This window comes from Streptomyces sp. WAC00040 (assembly GCF_056835925.1).
This window is the reverse complement of record NZ_JAKQZE010000005.1, coordinates 224980-241881: the sequence shown is the minus strand read 5'-3', so window position 1 is coordinate 241881 and position 16902 is coordinate 224980. Positions and strand designations below refer to the sequence as shown.

Sequence of the window (16902 nt, the reverse complement as noted above, 5' to 3'; positions counted from 1 at the left end):
ACCGCGACGCTGGCCGCCTGGGCCGGCGAGGTGGTGCAGATCGACACCACTCCGCTGGACGTGCTGGCCGGCATGGACGACGGCGTCATGGGACGCGTCGAGCTGACCATTGCGGTGGATGTCGCCTCCCGCATCATCTGCACAGCGATCCTGCGGCCGGCCGGAACGAAGGCCGTGGCTGCCGCGCTGCTGCTGGCTCGGATGCTGGTGCCCGAACCGATGCGGGCCGGATGGTCGGACGCCGTACGGATGTCGGCCTTGCTGCTTTCTGCTGTTTGGCGCTCTGCGACCGGTGCGGGGCCAGGGCGAACGCCCGCCAGATCCTGGAGATCGCCGACTGCGACATGCCGGTGGCCGCGGCCATCGACCGGGTCGACCAGTGGGAGGCGTTCTTCGGCTTCTCCTCGAGCGTCTTCACGATGACGCGCTCGACGTCCGCGTCGGTGATCTTCCGCGGGACACCGGGCCGCGGCTCATCGGACAAGCCGTCCAGGCCCCGTTCGAGGAAACGCCGCCGCCAAGTGCGGACCGTGTCCGCAGTGACACCCAGCCGACGAGACACCTCCATGATCGAGTGCCCCTCCACGAACTCAAGCACGATCCTGGAGCGCAGGGCCAGAGCCTGGGCCGTCGTGCGGCGACGCACCCAACCCTCCAGCACAGCACGCTGGGCATCAGTGACCGACAACGGCGGAATCTTCGGACCCGGACGACTCATACCGAACCAACGACGAATCTCCGGCCCAGGTCACTAGATGATCCGCAGCCTCGCAAGACGTGCCGGGGCAATATCGCGAGGCATGCAAGTAGCGAACCGCTTACACGGCGTCTCCGTCAAGCACGTGCTACTCGACACTATTGACGCTCCCCGCTATGCCACCTGGCGCTGACACGGGCCTTAAAAGGCTCCTGGAGGGGAACGAGCCGAATTTATTATCCGACTAATGGGTCCCCGTGCTCATGCGTGCCAAATGACCTGGCGCTTTACTTCGAGTACCTACTCGCCCGTCACGGGTGAAAGTGCCAGCACATCGGTAAATGCTCTCCGGAACAAGCCTCTACGGCAAGCCTCCGCTTCGACGAGTCTTCCGGTTCCTGCACGCATTGACACCTCTCTCGGGACTTCCTGGCACCGTCATCAAAGGATGGCGAACAGACCAATCCCTCCGCCTCCTTCGGGAGAAGCACATGCACATCCTCACCATCCGAAGAAGGATCACAGTCGTCCTTCTCACCATCGGAACCCTTCTCCTGATGCCGCTTGCCCAGGCGACTCCCGAGCCCAGCCCACCTTCGCAGGCGTCCAGGCCTGCCGAGCCCAAGATCGCCCCGGCTCCCCAACCTGAAAAGGCACACCAGAAACAGATCTGCCGCGCCCCATCAAAGAACATGCCGACGTGTGACGTCCGGGGACGCACAGACGCCAGCGGGAGGCTACTGGCGACACCGTCCTTCGAGGGGAGCGGGCTTACGCCGCTCCAACTCCGTAGCGCCTATAGGCTCCCGTACAACGCCGGAAGCGGCCAGACGGTCCACATCATCACGTGGGGCCACGTGCCAGATGCTGAGTCCGATCTCGCGGTCTACCGCAAGCAATTCGGGCTCCCGCCCTGCACCACGGCCAACGGCTGCTTCAAGAGGGTCAACAAGTTCTACGACAGCAGCGCGCTGCCCGCGCCGACCGCTAGCATCGGAACAGCCATCGAAGTGGCCCTCGATACTCAGGCCGTCTCCGCGGCCTGCGCACAATGCAAGATCGTGCTCGTCGAGGCAGACATTGAGGTCTCGGATGTAGGGTCGCTCTTCGACGCCAATTACCACGCGATCCAACATGGCGCTAAGTACGTCAGCAACAGCTGGGGTATGTGTGAGGTCGACGGAGAGTGGAACGCCGACCCGGCGTTTCACAACCCTGGAGGTGTGGTGACCGCAGGCACCGGCGACTGGGGGTACGCGAACCACCCCAACTGCGGGGCTCCCGGACCGCTCTACCCTGCCGCCTCGGCCGAGGTCGTCGCCGTAGGCTCGACCAGCCTTTTCCCGGCGGACAACAAACGCGGCTGGACCGAGACAGCTGCGTGGAACGGAGGCAGCGGCTGCTCCCGCTTCTTGGCGGCCCCGGCCTGGCAGCAAACCCAGTCCCTGGCTGCCGGCTGCAACGGCAAGCGTGTGACAGCGGACATCGCGGTGGTTGGCGACCCCAACCATGGCGGTCTGGCCGTCTACTCCACCTCACCCCTGCTGAGTACTCCTGGGTGGTATGTAGTTGGAGGCACCAGCCTCGGTGCACCTGTTGTCGCCTCAATGTTTGCAATGGGAGGCGCCCCGGACCCTGCGGGAGCCGCCAAGCGCCTCTATGAGCGGCCATGGGCGGTCAACGACCTCACTACCGGCAGCAACGGCACCTGCACCCCCGCCATCCTCTGCAACGCAGGACCTGGGTGGGACGGCCCTAGCGGTGTTGGCTCACCCACGAGCCTCGCTCTGTTCAATGAGGACCGATCCTGACTGCAGGCTCACGCCCATCGCCGTCCCCAGCCTGTCGGAGACGGCGATGCTGCGCTTCCCGCCATCGAACTGATGGCGCATGCCACAGTTCGATTGACGCAAATTGAGGCCTTCCAGATCTGGATGGCTGGGCAGGTCGGGTTTCCCACCGCGGGAGACACTTGCACATCGGGGCGTCGTCGTCGACGAGTTAGGGCTCGCAGAGAATCAATGTGTTGCTTCCCGCGATGCGGCTCGTTGTTGTGATATGAGCGTCTCCGACGAGGTTCGCGGTCAACTCGCTGTGCGGTTTCAGGTGTTGTTCCCACACCTCGACGAACGGCAGCGGCGGCTTATGATGGGGGCCGAAGCCCGGATCACGGGTCGCGGCGGTATCCGGGCGGTCGCGCGGGTGGCACGCCCACGTCAGCGAGACGACGGTCCGCAAGGGCGCGGACGAGCTGGAGGCCGGCGAGGAACCCCTGGGCCGGAGGCGATGGTTGTCTGTCGTACGTCGTCCACGGGCGCGGAGCCTACAGGTCCGCGCCCGGCCCGCCAGGGCGTGACCCTCTACCAGGCCTAGGGTCTCCTCCAACACCTGCTGGCCGCCTTAACTGGTACCTGACCTACCTGCCGACACCCCACCCCATGGCAGCCCTACGACACCACCTAACAGAGCCCTGCTAAGACCGTGTCCTACATGGTCAGTTGGCCGTTGTGCTGGGCATGGGGAGTGGACGGTGGGGTTGGATTGTTCCGGAGGGTCTGTGGGAGATCGCCAGGCCGTTGTTGCCGCCGGCTCGCGTGCGGCCGCAGGGCGGCGGGGTCGCCAACATCGATGATGAGGCGGTCTTCGCCGCGATCATCTACGTGCTGGTCAGCGGCTGCGCCTGGCGGGCGTTGCCCCCGTGCTTCGGGGCATCGAAGTCGACCGTGCACCGCCGCTTCGTCATCTGGTCCCGTGCGGGGGTCTGGGGCCGGGCTGCATCAGAGGGTTCTCCAACTTCTGGACGAACAGGGCCTGGTCGACCTTTCCCGCGCGGTCCTCGACTGGGCCCATGTCCGCGCTAAAAAGGGGGCGAACTTGCAGGTCCGAGCCCCGTGGACCGGGGTAAGCCCGGTTCCAAGATGTGTGTCCTGTCCGACGCGGACGGACTGCCCCTACGCGTCGGACTCTCCGCAGCCAACACCCACGACAGTCAGGCGCTGAAGCCGATGGTGTCCCATTTCCACATGGGACACGAATCCCACGCCACTGATTCCAAGCCTCAACGCCTGCATGCGGACAAGGCATACGTCCCTCACCTGCGGAAATGGCTGTGGGGCAAGCGCATCGGCGTCCGGATCGCCCGCAAGGGCATCGAGTCCAGCGAACGGCTCGGTCGCCGCAGGTGGGTCATCGAGCGGACGATGTCGTGGCTGACCGGCTACCGCCGCCTCAACCACCGCTACGAACGACACCCGGGCAACTACCTGGCCTTTCTCGGGCTCGCCGCTGCCATCTGCTGCTACGAACGCTTCCGCAATCTCACCATGTAGGACACGGTCTACTGATCTTTTCGTGAGTTCGGTGGGGTTGGTGGGTGGAGGGTGAGGCCGGTGTGGGTGAGAAAGGACCAGGGCAGTTGCAGGTTGTGGTTGATGCGGTGGATGCCTTGTTCGGTGGCGTCGGCGACATCGGCGAGGTGATCGCCGGCGAGGTTGGCGAGTTCACGCTTCTTCAGCGAGGACCACAGCAGTTCTACCGGGTTCAGCTCGGGCGCGTAGGCGGGTAATCGTTCCAGGGTCAGCCAGTCCTGTTCGGCGACCCAAGCTCGCATGGCCCGGCTCCAGTGGGCGGACAGCCCGTCCCAGACCAGGATCACCCGCTCTCCGCGGTAGAACAGCTTCACCTGCTCCAGGACCTTGATGAGTGCGGCGGTGTCGTAGCTGCCGGGCTTGAGGTGGAAGCACAACCTTGGTCCACGCTCGGGGTCGGTGGCGTGGTAGCCGAGAGCCGCGGCCATCGAGGCACGTTTCCAGTTCAGACGGTGCCGCAGGAGCGGAGTGCGGCCGCGGGGCGAGTAGGTGCGGCGGATCTGAGGGAGCAGGGAGACGCCTGATTCGTCGAGGAAGACGATCCAGGCACGTGTGTTCACGGCCCCTCTTTGATGCGCGGCCACTCGTGCGCGATCCAACGGGCGATCTCCGACTCGTCCCGCTCAACCGCCCGCCGCTCGGGCCGCTGCAGACTCCATCCGAGCCTACCGGTCAGCAGCCGCCACACAGACGCCCTCGACAACACCACCCCTGTCACCCTGGCAACGACCTCGCCGACTCGCTCCAGGGTCCACGGATCGGCTTCGAAGCCATGGGCTTGAGCGCCTTGCTCCAGAGCGGCCCGGACCATCTCGACCTGGGCGTCGTCGAGCTTGGGCGGGCGACCGGTGGCCGCACGCCGCCGCAGGGCCGAAGCACCCCCTTCCTCCCACACCCGACGCCAACTGTCGGCGTACATGTGAACGTGGCCCTGGCAAGATTTCCGTGATCCTGGGGTGTGCCACCGTGCGCCGGTGACGCTCCGTCACTGGTAGCGGCGTCGGAGCAGGGCCATGAGGATGACACGGTGGCGGAGCAGCGGGACACCTGCGCGGCCGGCCATGATGCGTTTCTGGAGTTTCAAATCGGTGATGCGGCCCTCGTTGACGCCGGAGTTGAACGGGGTGGTGATGCCCTGCACGACTGCGGGCTGGTCCTCGCGGATGGCGTTGGCGAGGCTGGCCAGGGCCGGGAGGTGGGCGCCGGATAGTTGCTCGAGCCAGTGCGCCAGCGGGCGGGCGTCGCGGGTGTCGAGCATGGCGGCGAACTGACGCACCAGGTCGTGGGTTCGTGCCAGTTCCGGGCAGTGGTCGAGCAGTCGTAGGAGGGCCTCGGTGGTGTGGAGATCGCGTCGGGATGGTGCGGTGGTGATCCAGCGGGTGACCTGGCGGGGTGAGGGCGGTCGCTCGCGTGGGGTGTCGATCGGAAGGCCGCGGCGTAATGATGCGATGGCCATCTTGACCCGTTGGTAGTGGCCGCGGTAGCCCTTGGCGGAGATCTCCTGGTGCAGCACCGTCGCGGTGTGCTCGCCCTCCTCCCAGCGCTGCCTCAGGTACTCCAAGTACGGATCAAGACTGGTAGGCCGACGAGGTGGGATCCGGCGTACGCATTCCTGCCAGGTGGCTGCCCGGGCGTACTTGCTCACGGTGCGGCGGTTCAGGCCCAACTCGCGGGCTGCCGAGTTGAGCGAGCGGCCAGTGTCGGTCACCGCGTGCACCGCCTCGAACAGCCGCTTCGCGTGGCGGCGGGCGGGGGTGTCGGCCTCGTCGGACGGTGCCGCTGGGCTCGCCTGCGGCGATGCCGTTTCGGGCTCGGGGATCGCAGCGGACAAGCATCCTCGGTGGGCCGCGGCAACATCGCCGACCCGCTTCGACAGTCCCTGCCACAGGTGGAAGCGGTCGCTGACCTGCACCGCGTCCGGGGCGCCGTCGGCGATCCCTTGGCGGTGGACCAGCGAGCCGTCCCGGCAGACCACGTCAACACCGGAGTGTGTCCGCAGCCAGGTGGCCAATTGCTCGGCGTCGCGGCCGGCCCACAGGTCGATCGGCAGCCGGGTCTCGGCATCCACCAGCAGGGTGCCGTAGACGTCCGAGTACAGCGCGAAGTCGTCCACGCCCAATACCCGCGGGGTCGCTGGTGACGGAAGGGGCAAGCGCATCAAGTGGAACAGCACGCTGGTCCGCGACAGCGGTACCTGCAGGATCTGCAGAAGCCGGGCGCCGCCACGGCCGGCGAGGAGCACTCCGGCCATCTCCACCAGGTGCTGCAGCAGCGGGCTGCGGCGCTGGTAGCGCACCGTCAGCCCCTCGACCTGCTCGGCGAACGTCCGCCGACCGCAGCTCAGGCCGTCACAGAACAACCGTCGCACCGACAGCTCGATCACCACCGGTCGGCCACCCACAGCGACATCGGCCAGCGCGCGGCCGTAGCGGCTGTTCACCCGCGCGGAAACGCGACCGCAGTCCGGACACGCCACCGTCAACTCGCGGGTGCGGGCCGCGATGCGAACTACGCCTCCCGCCACCCATACTCGTTCCACCCGCACCACATCAAGGTGCGGACACATGATCCATATGAGGTCATCACACTCGCCGACAGTGCCGCTACCAGTGACGGAGCGTCACCGGCGCACGGTGGCACACCCCAGGATCACGGAAATCTTGCCAGGGCCGTGAACGTGCCCAGTCACGTACGGATGAACGTGCCCACTTCCTGCCGTACTGAGGATTGTTGATGGGCAGCCTGCTGCCGGCCTGTGAAGGGTGGCGGAGGGCGGCTGACCGTGGTCTTGGACCCGCAACGATGGATGGAGCTTCGACGTTTCCGCAGGCTGTTCGAGTCCGGGGCTATGAGCCTGTCTGAGATCGCGAAGGACACGGGGCTCAACCGCCGCACGGTCCGCAAGTACCTGTCCTCTGAGGCCCCCATCGCCCCGCTCCGTCGGGCCGCGCCCGGACATGGCCGCCGGCGGAAAGTCGATGAGGTCGCGCCGCTGATCGACGCGATGCTGCGGTCCGAGATCCTGATCAAAGGTGCCGTGGTGCACGAGCGGCTGGTGGCTGAGTACGGCTTCACCGGCACCTACCAGCGGGTGAAGCTCTACTTGCAGGAGGCCCGGCCCCGCATCGCCGAGGAACTTGGCATCAGCCCAGGCGAGTTGACCGGCCTGCACCACCGGTTCGAAGTCGTGCCTGGAGCACAGGCCCAGGTCGACTGGGGAGACGAAGGTCAGATCCTCGCCCACGTCGGGATCCCGAAGGTCTACTCGTTCCACATGACCTTGTCCTATTCACGAGACCCGTTCTGCTGCTTCACCACCAGCCAGGACCTGGCAACCTTCTTCGACTGCCACCGACAGGCTTTCGCCCACTTCGGCGGTTATGTGGGTGACAACTCTTCCGCGATCTCATGTTGCCGGTCAGGATGGTCGCTCCCGTCGAGGAGCTCGGATGGCCTGGCAGCCGCAGTTGGTACGACGCGTCGATGCCGCGGGGAACCCCGCGGCATCGCTCGGACATGCCCTGGTTGACGACTATCTGGAGTTCGTGGCGGCCCGCTGCCGGCCGAACACTTTGCTGGCCACCGCCTACGACCTGAAGGTCTTCTTCTCGGTGGTGCCCAAGGAGCCGGCCGACGTCGTCACCGCGGACGTCTTCGCTTTCATCACCGCACAGAAGAAGCCGCGGCGAGGATCGAAGGTCGTCCGGCTCGAAGACGGTGAAGCAGGGCTCTCGGCCCGCACCATCAAGCGCCGGCTCGCCAGTATCTCGGGCTGTTCGGCTACCTGATGACTCGCGACGACCTCGCCATCGACCGCAACCCGGTGCCGACGGGGCTGGCCAACCGCCGCCGCAGCGGCAACCGCGGAACCCCTCTCCTGCGCACACCCCGCACTCTCCCGTGGGTCCTCTGCCCGGGTGAGGTCGAGGCGGTGCTCGGTGCGGTGAACACCGCACGGGACCGGGCCATGGTCCTTGCGATGCTGCTGGGCGGACTGCGTCGCTGCGAGGTCCTCGGCCTGAAGCTGGGGGACCTCTCACCGGGCGAGCGTCGGGTCTTCATCAGCGAGGGCAAGGGCGGGCACCAGCGCCTGATACCGGTCTCCGCCCAGTTCTTCGCCGCGGTCGGCGAGTATCTGGACCGTGAGCGTCCACCGGTCGACCACGGCCAGCTGTTCGTCGTCCTGCGTGGGCCGACCCGCGGTCGGCCGCTCTCGGCCGACGGCCTGGACGAGATCCTCGACGGTGTCCGGAAGCGGACCGGCCTGCCGAAGTTGACCTGCCATCAGCTCCGGCACACCTGCCTGACCCGGCTGCGCGAAGCGGGCATGGCCCTGGAAGCGGTACAGGCCCAGGCCGGACACCGCTCCATCGAATCCACCCGCATCTACATCCACCTGGCGAACAGCTGGCTCGTCGAGCAGTACCTGCAGGCGAGTGCCGCCATCGACGCTGACCAGGCGGGCAGCTGATGCGCCGGGCCCGCGCTGCGGCGCTGCGGCGCTGCCGATCGTGCGCCTGGACCTCGTCGAGTCCTACCTCGCCCACCGGGCCGCGCAGGGCATGAACACCGACCACAAGGTCCGCTGGGGCGCCCGGGCTCTGCTTGCCACTGTGCCCGACCTCAGCGATTTCTGCCGCCTGCCGCTGGAGCGGCAGCTCGCCTTCAACCACGAGACCCACCGGTTCATCAGCTGGCTCTCGGTGACCGGTCGTATGCAGCCGGGTGCGGATTACCTGGTTGCTCGCCGTCCGCGGCTGGGCATCGTGCTGGCGCGAACGGAGCCGGAACTGCATCTGCGGTTCATGGAGACCGCCCGCACGCTCGGCTTTCGCGACGCGGTGGCGATGACCCAGTTCAACCTGCTGGGCCACTTTGTCGCGCTGTTCGGTAAACGGCCGGACCAGCTGCAGCAGAGCGACTGGGACGAGGGACGCCGCCTGCTGCTGGAGGCGGCCCGCCGCATCCCCAACCGCGGCGTCAAGGCCCTGTCCACCGCGCTGTTCAACCTGGAAGCGACGCTGTTCCACTGTGAGTTGACGGACCAGCTTCCCCGTCGCCGTTCCCCGGACCGGGCCGACGTCCGGGCCCGGGAGTGGGCCCGGGTCCCGGTGGGGATGGCGGAGACGATGCAGCACTACTTGCGGCAGATTGCCGGCACCCTGCGGCCGGGCACCGTGAAGAACGCCGAGCTGACGCTGCGGGAGTTCGCTCTGCTGGTCGCTACCGAAGACACCGCCGTGACCTGCGTCGCCCAGCTCAAGCGGCGGCACGTCGAACGCTACCGACAATGGCTGCTCGAGCGGCCGGCCGCCCGCGGCGGACCACTGCACCGGCACACCGTCCGCGACCGCCTCAGTAAACTCCGTGGCTTCTTCCGCCGGCTGGATGAGTGGGATGCCGCCGACCGGCAGCCCCGCCAGCTGGTGTTCGACAGCGACTTCCCGATCGCGGACGAGCCGCTGCCTCGCTTCCTCGACGACGCCGCGGCGGCCAAACTGCTGGCCGCCGCCCGCAAGGATCCCGATCCGTTCGCCCGCCTGGCCATCGAGATCCTCGCCCGCACCGGCATGCGCCGCAGCGAGATGCTCGGCCTCACCGTCGACGCGGTCGTGCAGATCGGCTCCGCCTACTGGCTCCGCGTCCCGGTCGGCAAGATGCACACCGACCGCTACGTTCCCCTGCACCCGCAGCTGAAGACGCTGCTGGACGACTGGCTGCTGCACCGGCCCGAGGGACTGCGCTCCAACCTGCTGTTCACCGACCACGGCCGCCCGGTCAACGCCTCCCGCATCGAGGCCGCGGTCCACAAAGCCGCCGAGCAGGCCGGCCTGGGCAGGGTCACCCCGCACCAGCTCAGACACACTCTGGCCACCCAGGCCATCAACCGGGGCATGTCCCTGGAGGCCATCGCCGCACTCCTCGGCCACCGGTCGTTGTCCATGACACGTGTTTACGCGCGGATAGCCGACCGAACCGTCGCCGACGAGTACTTTGCCGTCTCGGAGAAGGCGAAGGCCCTCTACGACGCCCCGCGCCAGCTGCCGGCGGACGCCGAGGGCTCGGAGATGGCCAAGCTCCGCCGGGAGATGCACCGCCGGATGCTCGGCAACGGCTACTGCGCTCGCCCCGTCGAGATGGACTGCCACTTCGAGTCGATCTGCGAGTCCTGCACGTTCTTCGTCACCACGATCGAGTTCCGGCCCACGCTCGAACGCCAGCGGGACGACGCGGCCGCCAAGGGCCAGGTGGCTCGCGAGCAGATCTTCGACGGACTACTCAGCCGCCTCGACGGAGAAGCATCCTGACGTCGGCTTCCCGGCGATGGGGCCAGGTCATCGGCTCTGTGACCAGGGCAGAAGTTGAACCAGACCGACCGAGGTTTCCTCGTTCGCCGAGGTGTGGACGGCGCGGACTGTCCAGCGGCCGGGCGGTATCGGGACGGGCGCCTGCTCCGGCAGTCCGCCGCCGTTGGGGTACTCGACGCCCAGTTCGTTCCCGTCGGTGACAGAGTCCATGAGCATCGCTGGACCGTCCGTCTCCCAGACACCGCATTCCTCCCACTCGGTCGTGGGGTCGGTGAGCACAGCCTTGGCTGCGGCGATCAAATCGGTCTCCGAGTTGGCTCCGAGCCAACGGACGAAGACCTGGTGTTCCGGCAGATAGCAGGTGGTGGCGGGTTCGTCCGCCAGGACAAGTCCTTGCGGTCCGTCGTCACCGACAGCAATCGCTCCCGCCAGACCGTCCACCTCGCAGGCGCGGTCGTAGTCGTCCGGGACGTCCCCGTCGCCGATGACCAGCCCCGACTCCGTGCAACCACGCCATCCGTCCAATACGGAAACCGGTATGGCGATCAGCGGGCCGCCCATCGACTCGACCCAGGTGAAGGAAGGCTCGGATGAACTGGCTGCGGTGGATGAGGAAGTCTCCATGGCGCCAGTGTCTCCCTGGCCACTGACAACGCTTCGTCAGGCTGCGAAGCAACGTCCCTGATGCCTCGCCGCGGGCCAGCTCAACACTGATCGCATCGGAGCGGACCGCGTGAGACGGGCCCGGGCCCCGGGCTCAACACGACCATTGGCTTGACATCGAGACCCGCATATCAGAGGGGTGCCGATGTCGATCGTCTACGACCGAACCAAGACCGTCGTCCGGCGCCACGTCGCCCCAGGCGAGGCGGTGCCACTGTATCCGGAGGCGGTCGGGTTCGCCGGGCACTACGACTTCGACATCGACGTGCTGGCCGCCTACCGCCCCACAGGGAAAGGCCGGGTCGAACGTCAGGTCCTCATCGTCCGCGACCACGTCCTTGCCGGACGCTCCTTCTCCTCCATCGAGGAACTGGACTCCGCCTTCAACGCCTGGGTGCCCTTGCGCCGGGCGAAGTCCCACGGCACCCACGGCGAGGTGATCGGGCATCGCGCGATCCGCGACCACATGGCCCTGCGGCCGTTGCCGGCGACACCCTACGTCGTCACACAGCGGCACCTCCGCTACGTAGGCAAGGACTGCCTGGTCGCCTTCGACGCGAACCTCTACTCGGTGCCGGCCCGCAAGGTCCGCCCGCGTCAGCTGGTGGAAGTCAGGGCCACAAAGTCCCAGATCACCCTGCATTCCACCGTCCCAGACGCCAACGGCGACACCCTGCTGGCCATCCACCGCAGGGCTGTCGGCCGCGGAGCCTGCATCGTCGACGAGAAGCACTGGGACGGACTTCCCGACGGCCGGAACCGGCGGACCACCACAGGCGACGTCCCGCAGCGGCCCCGTCATCAAGACGCCCTCGGCGAGGAGACAGCCGGCGCGTTGATGGGTCTCCTGAACCGGGCCGCGGCCGTCCGCGTCGAAGTCGGCCGCAGACCGCTGTCGGTCTATGACGAACTGACCGGGACCCGTCCCTTCACCACCCACCCCACGCAGGAGGAGCCCAGTTGAGCGAGCTGGTCAGCACCCGAATCCGCACCACAGCCGCCAAGCTCGGCCTGCCCCACCTGGCCGAGAGCCTGAACCAGTACGCCAGCCGGGCGGACGAGGCCAAAATGGGCTACCTCGACTTCCTCGACCTGGTCCTGGCCGAGGAACTCGCCATTCGTGACGACCGGCGCTTCCGGCAGGGCCTGCGGCTGTCCAAGCTGCCACACCACAAGACACTCGACGAATACGATTTCGCCTTCCAGCCTGAACTCGACCCCCGCAAGATCAAGGACCTCGCCACCCTCGCCTTCGTCGAGGCCAAGGCCAACGCGGCTCTGCTGGGCCCGCCCGGGGTCGGCAAGACACACATCGCGGTCGCTCTCTCGGTCGCCGCCTGCCGGGCCGGCTTCTCCGTCTACTTCACGACCCTCGACGACATGGTCCGCCAACTCAAGGTCGCCGAAGCAGCCGGACGCCTCAACAGCAAGCTCCGCACCTACCTCCGCCCCGGCGTCCTCGTAGTTGACGAGGTCGGCTACCAGCCGCTGGAACGAGCCGAGGCGAACCTGGTGTTCCAGGTGATCTCGAAGCGCTACGAGAAGGGCTCGATCATCCTGACTTCGAACAAGACCTTCAGCGAATGGGGGCAGGTGTTCGGAGATGAGGTCCTCGCCACGGCCATCCTCGACCGGCTCTTGCACCACTGCGACGTCGTCTCGATCAACGGTCCGAGCTACCGGCTGAAGAATCGGCTCGCCGCCATCGAACGCGACACAAGCGCCGCTTGATCAACCTCACCGACGTGGAGGTCAGGCCACTGCCCACGGCTCAGCACGCCAGCCGGGCAGTTCCTTGTCCAGCCATTCCTCGACGGTCCGCCGCCAGGGGTCGGTGGAGTCGCTCTCGTTGACGTCGGCCCAGGTGTCGGCCGCCAGGTCCGGGTCGACGACGAGCATGTCGAGGTAGGTGTCGAAGTCGTCAGCGACTTTGGTGAAGACCCCCGTCGACAAGTATCCGGGGTGAGGGATGCCCTGGACGAAGGCGTGGAGCTGTCCATGGGTGGCCGGGTTCAGGTCCAGGAACAAAGTGTCGCTGCCGCCGTTGCGGGCAATCGGGAGAAGGCCAGCCAGCGAGACCTCTTCAGCAAGCTGCCCATCACGGTTTCGGCGGTACTCGCCGAGCAAGGTGACCCAGTCGTATTCGCCGTTGTCGTCAGGGCCGAGCCGATAGAGGTCGTCAAAACTCTGGAACGGCTCCGGTTCACAAGCCAGCAGACGGACTGAGTACGGGAAGCTCGCCCCGCCCGCTGCCTCGAGGAAAGAGCGGTACGAGGCTGGCAGAGGCAGCCCGACCTCCCGTTCGAGACATTCAAGCTCACTGGTCTCGAACGGGCTGAACGGCCCCGCGACCAGGCGGCCCCGATACCAGCGCGACAACTCCTCAGACACGGCCAGATTGTCGCACCCTGCGGTGACCCGAGACTCTCCAGGCCCTCATTTTTCTGGACGTCGGGCTGAGCACGTTCATCCGTACCTGGCTGAGCACTTCAATGAGTACGCGGACACCAACGCCGCACACTCTCCGCACACACACCCACCACCCGCGCGATCTCCGCATTCGAGACACCCTCCTCGAACAACTCGACCGCACGAACACGCCGAGCCTCCGCCAACTGAGGCCGTGACAACGGAGGAAGCGAGGAACCAGCCACAGAGGCAGAAGGTCGATAAGCCACCCCGACAGCCTCCCACTCACACGGCCACCACACCCACCGAACTTACGAAAAGATCAGTACAAGACCTGTCCCGTAACTGCTGGTGGTGGACGTGAACTGGCTATGCGGGTGGCCTCGTGAACTTCGCTCACCGACCGCCAGCGTTGTCAGTGGCTCGGGATACGGTGCGGAGTGATAGGCCGGACGGAGATCGTGAGGGACTCGCGGCCATGGGGGGGTGGGTAGGAAGGTCCCCGGCATCCAGCCCGGGATTGGATTGGTATCCGTGTCCCCACCCCCCAGCTCCGCCCGCCAGAGTCTGGACTGTGCGGTGAGCGGTGCAGTTGACCAACCGTGCCATCTGAAGCGCCGACATGGGCGGGATGATCTTGGTGGCTGGTGTGATCACGGCGTCGGAGCCATCCTGAATAGCCCCGTTCACCGGGTTGAGCCCGCGGCAGTTCGGGAAGCTGGTGACGGTTCTGCGGCGCGAGGGCGCGGATGCGGTCCGCAAGGGCCGGCCGTGGAGCCTTCCGCTGAAGGACTGGGCCCTGCTGGTCGCGGCGTACTGGCGCACGAACCTCACGATGCGGCAGCTCGCCCCACTGTTCGGGGTGTCCAAGTCGGCGGCAGACCGGATCATCGACCACCTCGGGCCGATGCTCGCGCTCCAGCCCCGCAAGCGTTTCGCGAAGGACGCCGTCCTGATCGTCGACGGCACCCGGGTGCGCACCCGCGACCACACCATCGCCGAGCGGTCGAAGAACTATCGATAATCCACCAACCACCAACCACCAAGTCGTCATCGACGCCGACACGCGGCTGGTCGTCGTGGTCGGCCGGCCACTGCCCGGCAACGGCAACGACTGCAAGGCGTGGGAAGAGTCCGGAGCGAAAGCCGCCGTCAGCACAACCATGACCATCGCCGACGGCGGTTATCCGGACACCGGACTCGTGATGCCCCACCGGCAACGCAAAGACGAGGAACTGCCCGACTGGAAACTGGCCCACAATAAATCCCACAAGCAGGTCCGCGCCCGCGTCGAGCACGTCTTCGCCGGTGTGGCATACGCCCGACTGCCCGCTTTCAGTTGCCGGTTGCCGCCGCGAGGTGCGTGTTTCGCCGTGGATCTCGGTCCCCGACGACTTGGTCGCCGGGACCAGGCCGGCGTAGGAGGCCAGGTGGGCAGCGGTGGGGAAGCTGGTGCCGTCGCCAACGGTGACCAGCAGCGTGGCGGCGGTCCTGACCGCGACCCCTGGGATCGAGGTCAGGACCGCGGAAAGAGGGTGAGCCTCCAGCAGCTGTCCGATCTGCGCTTCTAGGGCTCGTCGCTGTTCGTGGACGGCCGCGAGCGAACGGGCCAGGGACGGGATCACGAGGTCGAGGGTGCCGGTGCCCGGGACCACGACGGTCTGCTCGTCGAGCGGTCGAACACCTCGTCGATCAGCCGCTGGGCCATGCGCGGAGCCTTGGGCCGGATCACCTCAACCAGCTTGCGGTGTCCGGCTTTCCGCAGGGCGGCTGGGGATCCGTAGCGTTCCAGCAGCCAGGTCACGGCGGGGTGGTCCAGGCGCGGGCCGAGGACGCGTTCCAGGCTGGGGTACCCGCACGGCACCACGACCCGCACGCTCGCCGAATCCTAGATCGCCCAGCGCTACCGTGACCGTTTCCAGGCCGCCTCCGACGACGTCGACCGCCTGCACCAGGTCGCCCACGCAGGCTTCGGCTACCTGTCGGCCTACCTGACCGGCATCGCGCACGGCGGCAGCCCCACGCTGGCCTACCTCCCGGGCTGGGTCAGCTTGGTCGCAGTTCCGGCCGCGCCACCTATCCCTGACTACTCATGCTGACCGGGAGCGGCGTTCGACCGCTTTGCCAAGCTCGCCACCGAGGGAGTTACCACCCGCGCATGCGAGGGAAGTCGACCGCGCGGGAGTGGTCGACGGGAAATCGCGGAGCGCCACTGCCCGTGGCGGCGATGCATGACGGGGTGGTCCTCACATAGCGGGGTAGGCGAGGGTGAGGCGGTCTCGACGGTCTTGGAGAAGCCCAGGTACCGGCGCTTGTGGTGCCGCGTGTCTGTGGTCTTGATGACGGTCAGGCCGGTGTTTCCAGTGCTAGAGGACCTTGGTGGTGAACGCGGCGTCGGCGCCTTCCCACGCCGTGTGCTCCCGGCTCTGGACGAGGGCCTCGTGTCAGTAGCGCTCGACCACCGGGGCACCGCCGTACTTTGAGCCGGAAAGGCCCAGCGTCGCCGCGAACGCCTTCTGGTGGTCGCCGTTCTCGTCGTGCGCCTTGAGCGCGTCCGCCACCGCTTTACGCAGGGCATTGTCGTTCTTGTTCATGCCGATGCCGTAGGGCTCTTCGGTGAACGGGTTGCCGACGACCTTGAGCTTGTCCGGGCGCTGAGCGGCGTAACTCATCAGGATGGCGTCGTCTGTGGTGACGGCGTCGACCTTCTTGTCGAGCAGTCTCTGGACGCACTCCGCATCCTTGGTCGTCACGACCGTCGTGGTGTTGTACTCGGGCTTCTGGATCTCCCGGAGGGCGGTCGATCCCTTGACCGCGCACACCTTCTTGCCCTCCAGGGAGTACGGGCCCCCGATCGTGCTGTCGTTGTTGCGGACCAAGAGGTCGGCGCCGGCCATGTAGTACGGGCCGGTGAAGCCAACCTTCTTCTTGCGCTCGTTGTTAATCGTGTACGTGCCGACGTACAGGTCGACCTCGCCGCTGGAGATGGCGGCCTCACGGTTCTTCGTGTCGACCGTCCTGAACTCGATCTTGTCGGGCGAGAACCCGAGATCCGCCGCGACCATCTTGGCGATCTCGATGTCGAAACCGGACCGCCTGCCGTCCTTGTCCTCGAAGCCGAGAAACGGCTGGTCGTTATGGGCGCCGATGACTAGCTTGCCTGCCTTACGGGCCTTGCGCAGGGTTGGGGAGTCGATCTTGACGTCCTTGGCGACCGGGTACGTGGGTAGCCGCGGGTGGTTTCCGTTCGAGTTGCTGGTGGGCTCGTCTCCGGAGGCATTGCCGGACTCTCCCCTGCAGCCGGTGGCGGTGAGGGCGATCGCTAGCACAGTGATCGTCGTGAAGGCGGCGGACTTGGAAAGTTTCATAATGCAACGTCCTTTATCTTTTTCCTACACGTTGAGCAGCCTGCGTCCCGGGACCCATCCCGCCGCGCAGGGCCCGCGCCGCGGTTCTG

The 16902-nt window shown here is 66.8% G+C and carries 15 protein-coding genes and 4 pseudogenes; 10 read left to right on the top strand and 9 right to left on the bottom strand.

From position 1 onward, the window contains the following. Positions 1 to 133: 133 nt before the first annotated feature. The gene (locus MDN94_RS36160; RefSeq protein ID WP_482730031.1) at positions 134 to 718 is read right to left on the bottom strand and encodes a helix-turn-helix domain-containing protein; all 585 of its coding nucleotides are present in this window, start codon (positions 716 to 718) and stop codon (positions 134 to 136) included. Between the two features lie 320 nt (positions 719 to 1038). On the opposite strand from MDN94_RS36160, the gene MDN94_RS36155 reads away from it, so the two are divergent. From MDN94_RS36155 to MDN94_RS36145, 3 genes and pseudogenes are all read left to right on the top strand, one after another. Beyond that, positions 1039 to 2508 (top strand): S53 family peptidase, encoded by a 1470-nt coding sequence (locus tag MDN94_RS36155; RefSeq protein ID WP_482730030.1) that lies wholly within the window; start codon positions 1039 to 1041, stop codon positions 2506 to 2508. A gap of 247 nt (positions 2509 to 2755) precedes the next feature. Then, a pseudogene (locus tag MDN94_RS36150) lies at positions 2756 to 3044 on the top strand (ISAzo13 family transposase); the annotation flags it as partial. Positions 3045 to 3213: 169 nt separating this feature from the next. Continuing rightward, positions 3214 to 4026 (top strand): annotated as a pseudogene (locus MDN94_RS36145) (IS5 family transposase). Between the two features lie 8 nt (positions 4027 to 4034). Here the strand turns inward: MDN94_RS36145 and MDN94_RS36140 are convergent. The 3 genes from MDN94_RS36140 to MDN94_RS36130 form a co-directional block, all read right to left on the bottom strand. After that, entirely contained in the window at positions 4035 to 4625 is a 591-nt protein-coding gene (locus MDN94_RS36140; RefSeq protein WP_482730029.1) for an IS630 family transposase, read from the bottom strand. Beyond that, a complete protein-coding gene (locus MDN94_RS36135) occupies positions 4622 to 4984 on the bottom strand; it encodes a winged helix-turn-helix domain-containing protein (protein ID WP_482730028.1) in 363 nt (120 codons plus the stop codon). Before MDN94_RS36135 ends, MDN94_RS36140 begins: the two co-directional genes overlap by 4 nt. 66 nt (positions 4985 to 5050) lie before the next feature. Further along, positions 5051 to 6589 carry an ISL3 family transposase gene (locus MDN94_RS36130; RefSeq protein ID WP_482730027.1) on the bottom strand — a complete coding sequence of 513 codons (1539 nt, stop codon included), beginning with the start codon at positions 6587 to 6589 and terminating at the stop codon, positions 5051 to 5053. Between the two features lie 324 nt (positions 6590 to 6913). Between MDN94_RS36130 and MDN94_RS36125 the strand changes: the two genes are divergently transcribed. From MDN94_RS36125 to MDN94_RS36110, 4 genes are read left to right on the top strand one after another with little or no spacing between them, the layout of a single operon-like run. Then, positions 6914 to 7594, top strand: a complete 681-nt coding sequence (locus MDN94_RS36125; RefSeq protein WP_482730026.1) for a transposase — start codon at positions 6914 to 6916, stop codon at positions 7592 to 7594. Positions 7595 to 7610: 16 nt separating this feature from the next. After that, a complete protein-coding gene (locus tag MDN94_RS36120) occupies positions 7611 to 7853 on the top strand; it encodes a hypothetical protein (protein WP_482730025.1) in 243 nt (80 codons plus the stop codon). Further along, positions 7853 to 8536, top strand: a complete 684-nt coding sequence (locus MDN94_RS36115) for a tyrosine-type recombinase/integrase (protein ID WP_482730024.1) — start codon at positions 7853 to 7855, stop codon at positions 8534 to 8536. The genes MDN94_RS36120 and MDN94_RS36115 overlap by 1 nt, the downstream gene beginning before the upstream one ends. 40 nt (positions 8537 to 8576) lie before the next feature. Then, positions 8577 to 10373: a tyrosine-type recombinase/integrase gene (locus MDN94_RS36110; protein WP_482730023.1), complete on the top strand. Its 1797-nt coding sequence runs from the start codon at positions 8577 to 8579 to the stop codon at positions 10371 to 10373. 27 nt (positions 10374 to 10400) lie between these two features. On the opposite strand, the gene MDN94_RS36105 is transcribed toward MDN94_RS36110, so the two are convergent. Next, positions 10401 to 10997 (bottom strand): immunity 21 family protein, encoded by a 597-nt coding sequence (locus tag MDN94_RS36105; protein WP_482730022.1) that lies wholly within the window; start codon positions 10995 to 10997, stop codon positions 10401 to 10403. Between the two features lie 184 nt (positions 10998 to 11181). On the opposite strand from MDN94_RS36105, the gene MDN94_RS36100 reads away from it, so the two are divergent. Then, positions 11182 to 12000, top strand: a complete 819-nt coding sequence (locus MDN94_RS36100) for a Mu transposase domain-containing protein (RefSeq protein ID WP_482730021.1) — start codon at positions 11182 to 11184, stop codon at positions 11998 to 12000. Beyond that, positions 11997 to 12767: an IS21-like element helper ATPase IstB gene (gene istB / locus MDN94_RS36095; RefSeq protein ID WP_482730020.1), complete on the top strand. Its 771-nt coding sequence runs from the start codon at positions 11997 to 11999 to the stop codon at positions 12765 to 12767. Before MDN94_RS36100 ends, istB begins: the two co-directional genes overlap by 4 nt. A gap of 21 nt (positions 12768 to 12788) precedes the next feature. Here the strand turns inward: istB and MDN94_RS36090 are convergent, their stop codons facing one another. After that, positions 12789 to 13427 carry an SMI1/KNR4 family protein gene (locus MDN94_RS36090; protein ID WP_482730019.1) on the bottom strand — a complete coding sequence of 213 codons (639 nt, stop codon included), beginning with the start codon at positions 13425 to 13427 and terminating at the stop codon, positions 12789 to 12791. Between the two features lie 98 nt (positions 13428 to 13525). Further along, positions 13526 to 13690 (bottom strand): helix-turn-helix domain-containing protein, encoded by a 165-nt coding sequence (locus tag MDN94_RS36085; RefSeq protein WP_482730229.1) that lies wholly within the window; start codon positions 13688 to 13690, stop codon positions 13526 to 13528. Positions 13691 to 14121: 431 nt separating this feature from the next. On the opposite strand from MDN94_RS36085, the pseudogene MDN94_RS36080 reads away from it, so the two are divergent. Beyond that, positions 14122 to 14756 (top strand): annotated as a pseudogene (locus MDN94_RS36080) (transposase family protein); the annotation flags it as partial. A gap of 22 nt (positions 14757 to 14778) precedes the next feature. On the opposite strand, the pseudogene MDN94_RS36075 reads toward MDN94_RS36080, so the two are convergent. Continuing rightward, positions 14779 to 15297: pseudogene (locus MDN94_RS36075) on the bottom strand (transposase); the annotation flags it as partial. A gap of 592 nt (positions 15298 to 15889) precedes the next feature. Beyond that, positions 15890 to 16813, bottom strand: a complete 924-nt coding sequence (locus tag MDN94_RS36070; protein WP_482730018.1) for a glutamate ABC transporter substrate-binding protein — start codon at positions 16811 to 16813, stop codon at positions 15890 to 15892. Positions 16814 to 16902: the final 89 nt, after the last annotated feature.

Coding starts and splice junctions, on each gene's coding strand:
- MDN94_RS36160 (WP_482730031.1), bottom strand. CDS start 718: ATGAGTCGTCCGGGTCCGAAGATTCCGCCGTTGTCGGTCACTGATGCC.
- MDN94_RS36155 (WP_482730030.1), top strand. CDS start 1,039: ATGCTCTCCGGAACAAGCCTCTACGGCAAGCCTCCGCTTCGACGAGTC.
- MDN94_RS36135 (WP_482730028.1), bottom strand. CDS start 4,984: ATGTACGCCGACAGTTGGCGTCGGGTGTGGGAGGAAGGGGGTGCTTCG.
- MDN94_RS36125 (WP_482730026.1), top strand. CDS start 6,914: ATGAGCCTGTCTGAGATCGCGAAGGACACGGGGCTCAACCGCCGCACG.
- MDN94_RS36115 (WP_482730024.1), top strand. CDS start 7,853: ATGACTCGCGACGACCTCGCCATCGACCGCAACCCGGTGCCGACGGGG.
- MDN94_RS36105 (WP_482730022.1), bottom strand. CDS start 10,997: ATGGAGACTTCCTCATCCACCGCAGCCAGTTCATCCGAGCCTTCCTTC.
- MDN94_RS36100 (WP_482730021.1), top strand. CDS start 11,182: ATGTCGATCGTCTACGACCGAACCAAGACCGTCGTCCGGCGCCACGTC.
- MDN94_RS36070 (WP_482730018.1), bottom strand. CDS start 16,813: ATGAAACTTTCCAAGTCCGCCGCCTTCACGACGATCACTGTGCTAGCG.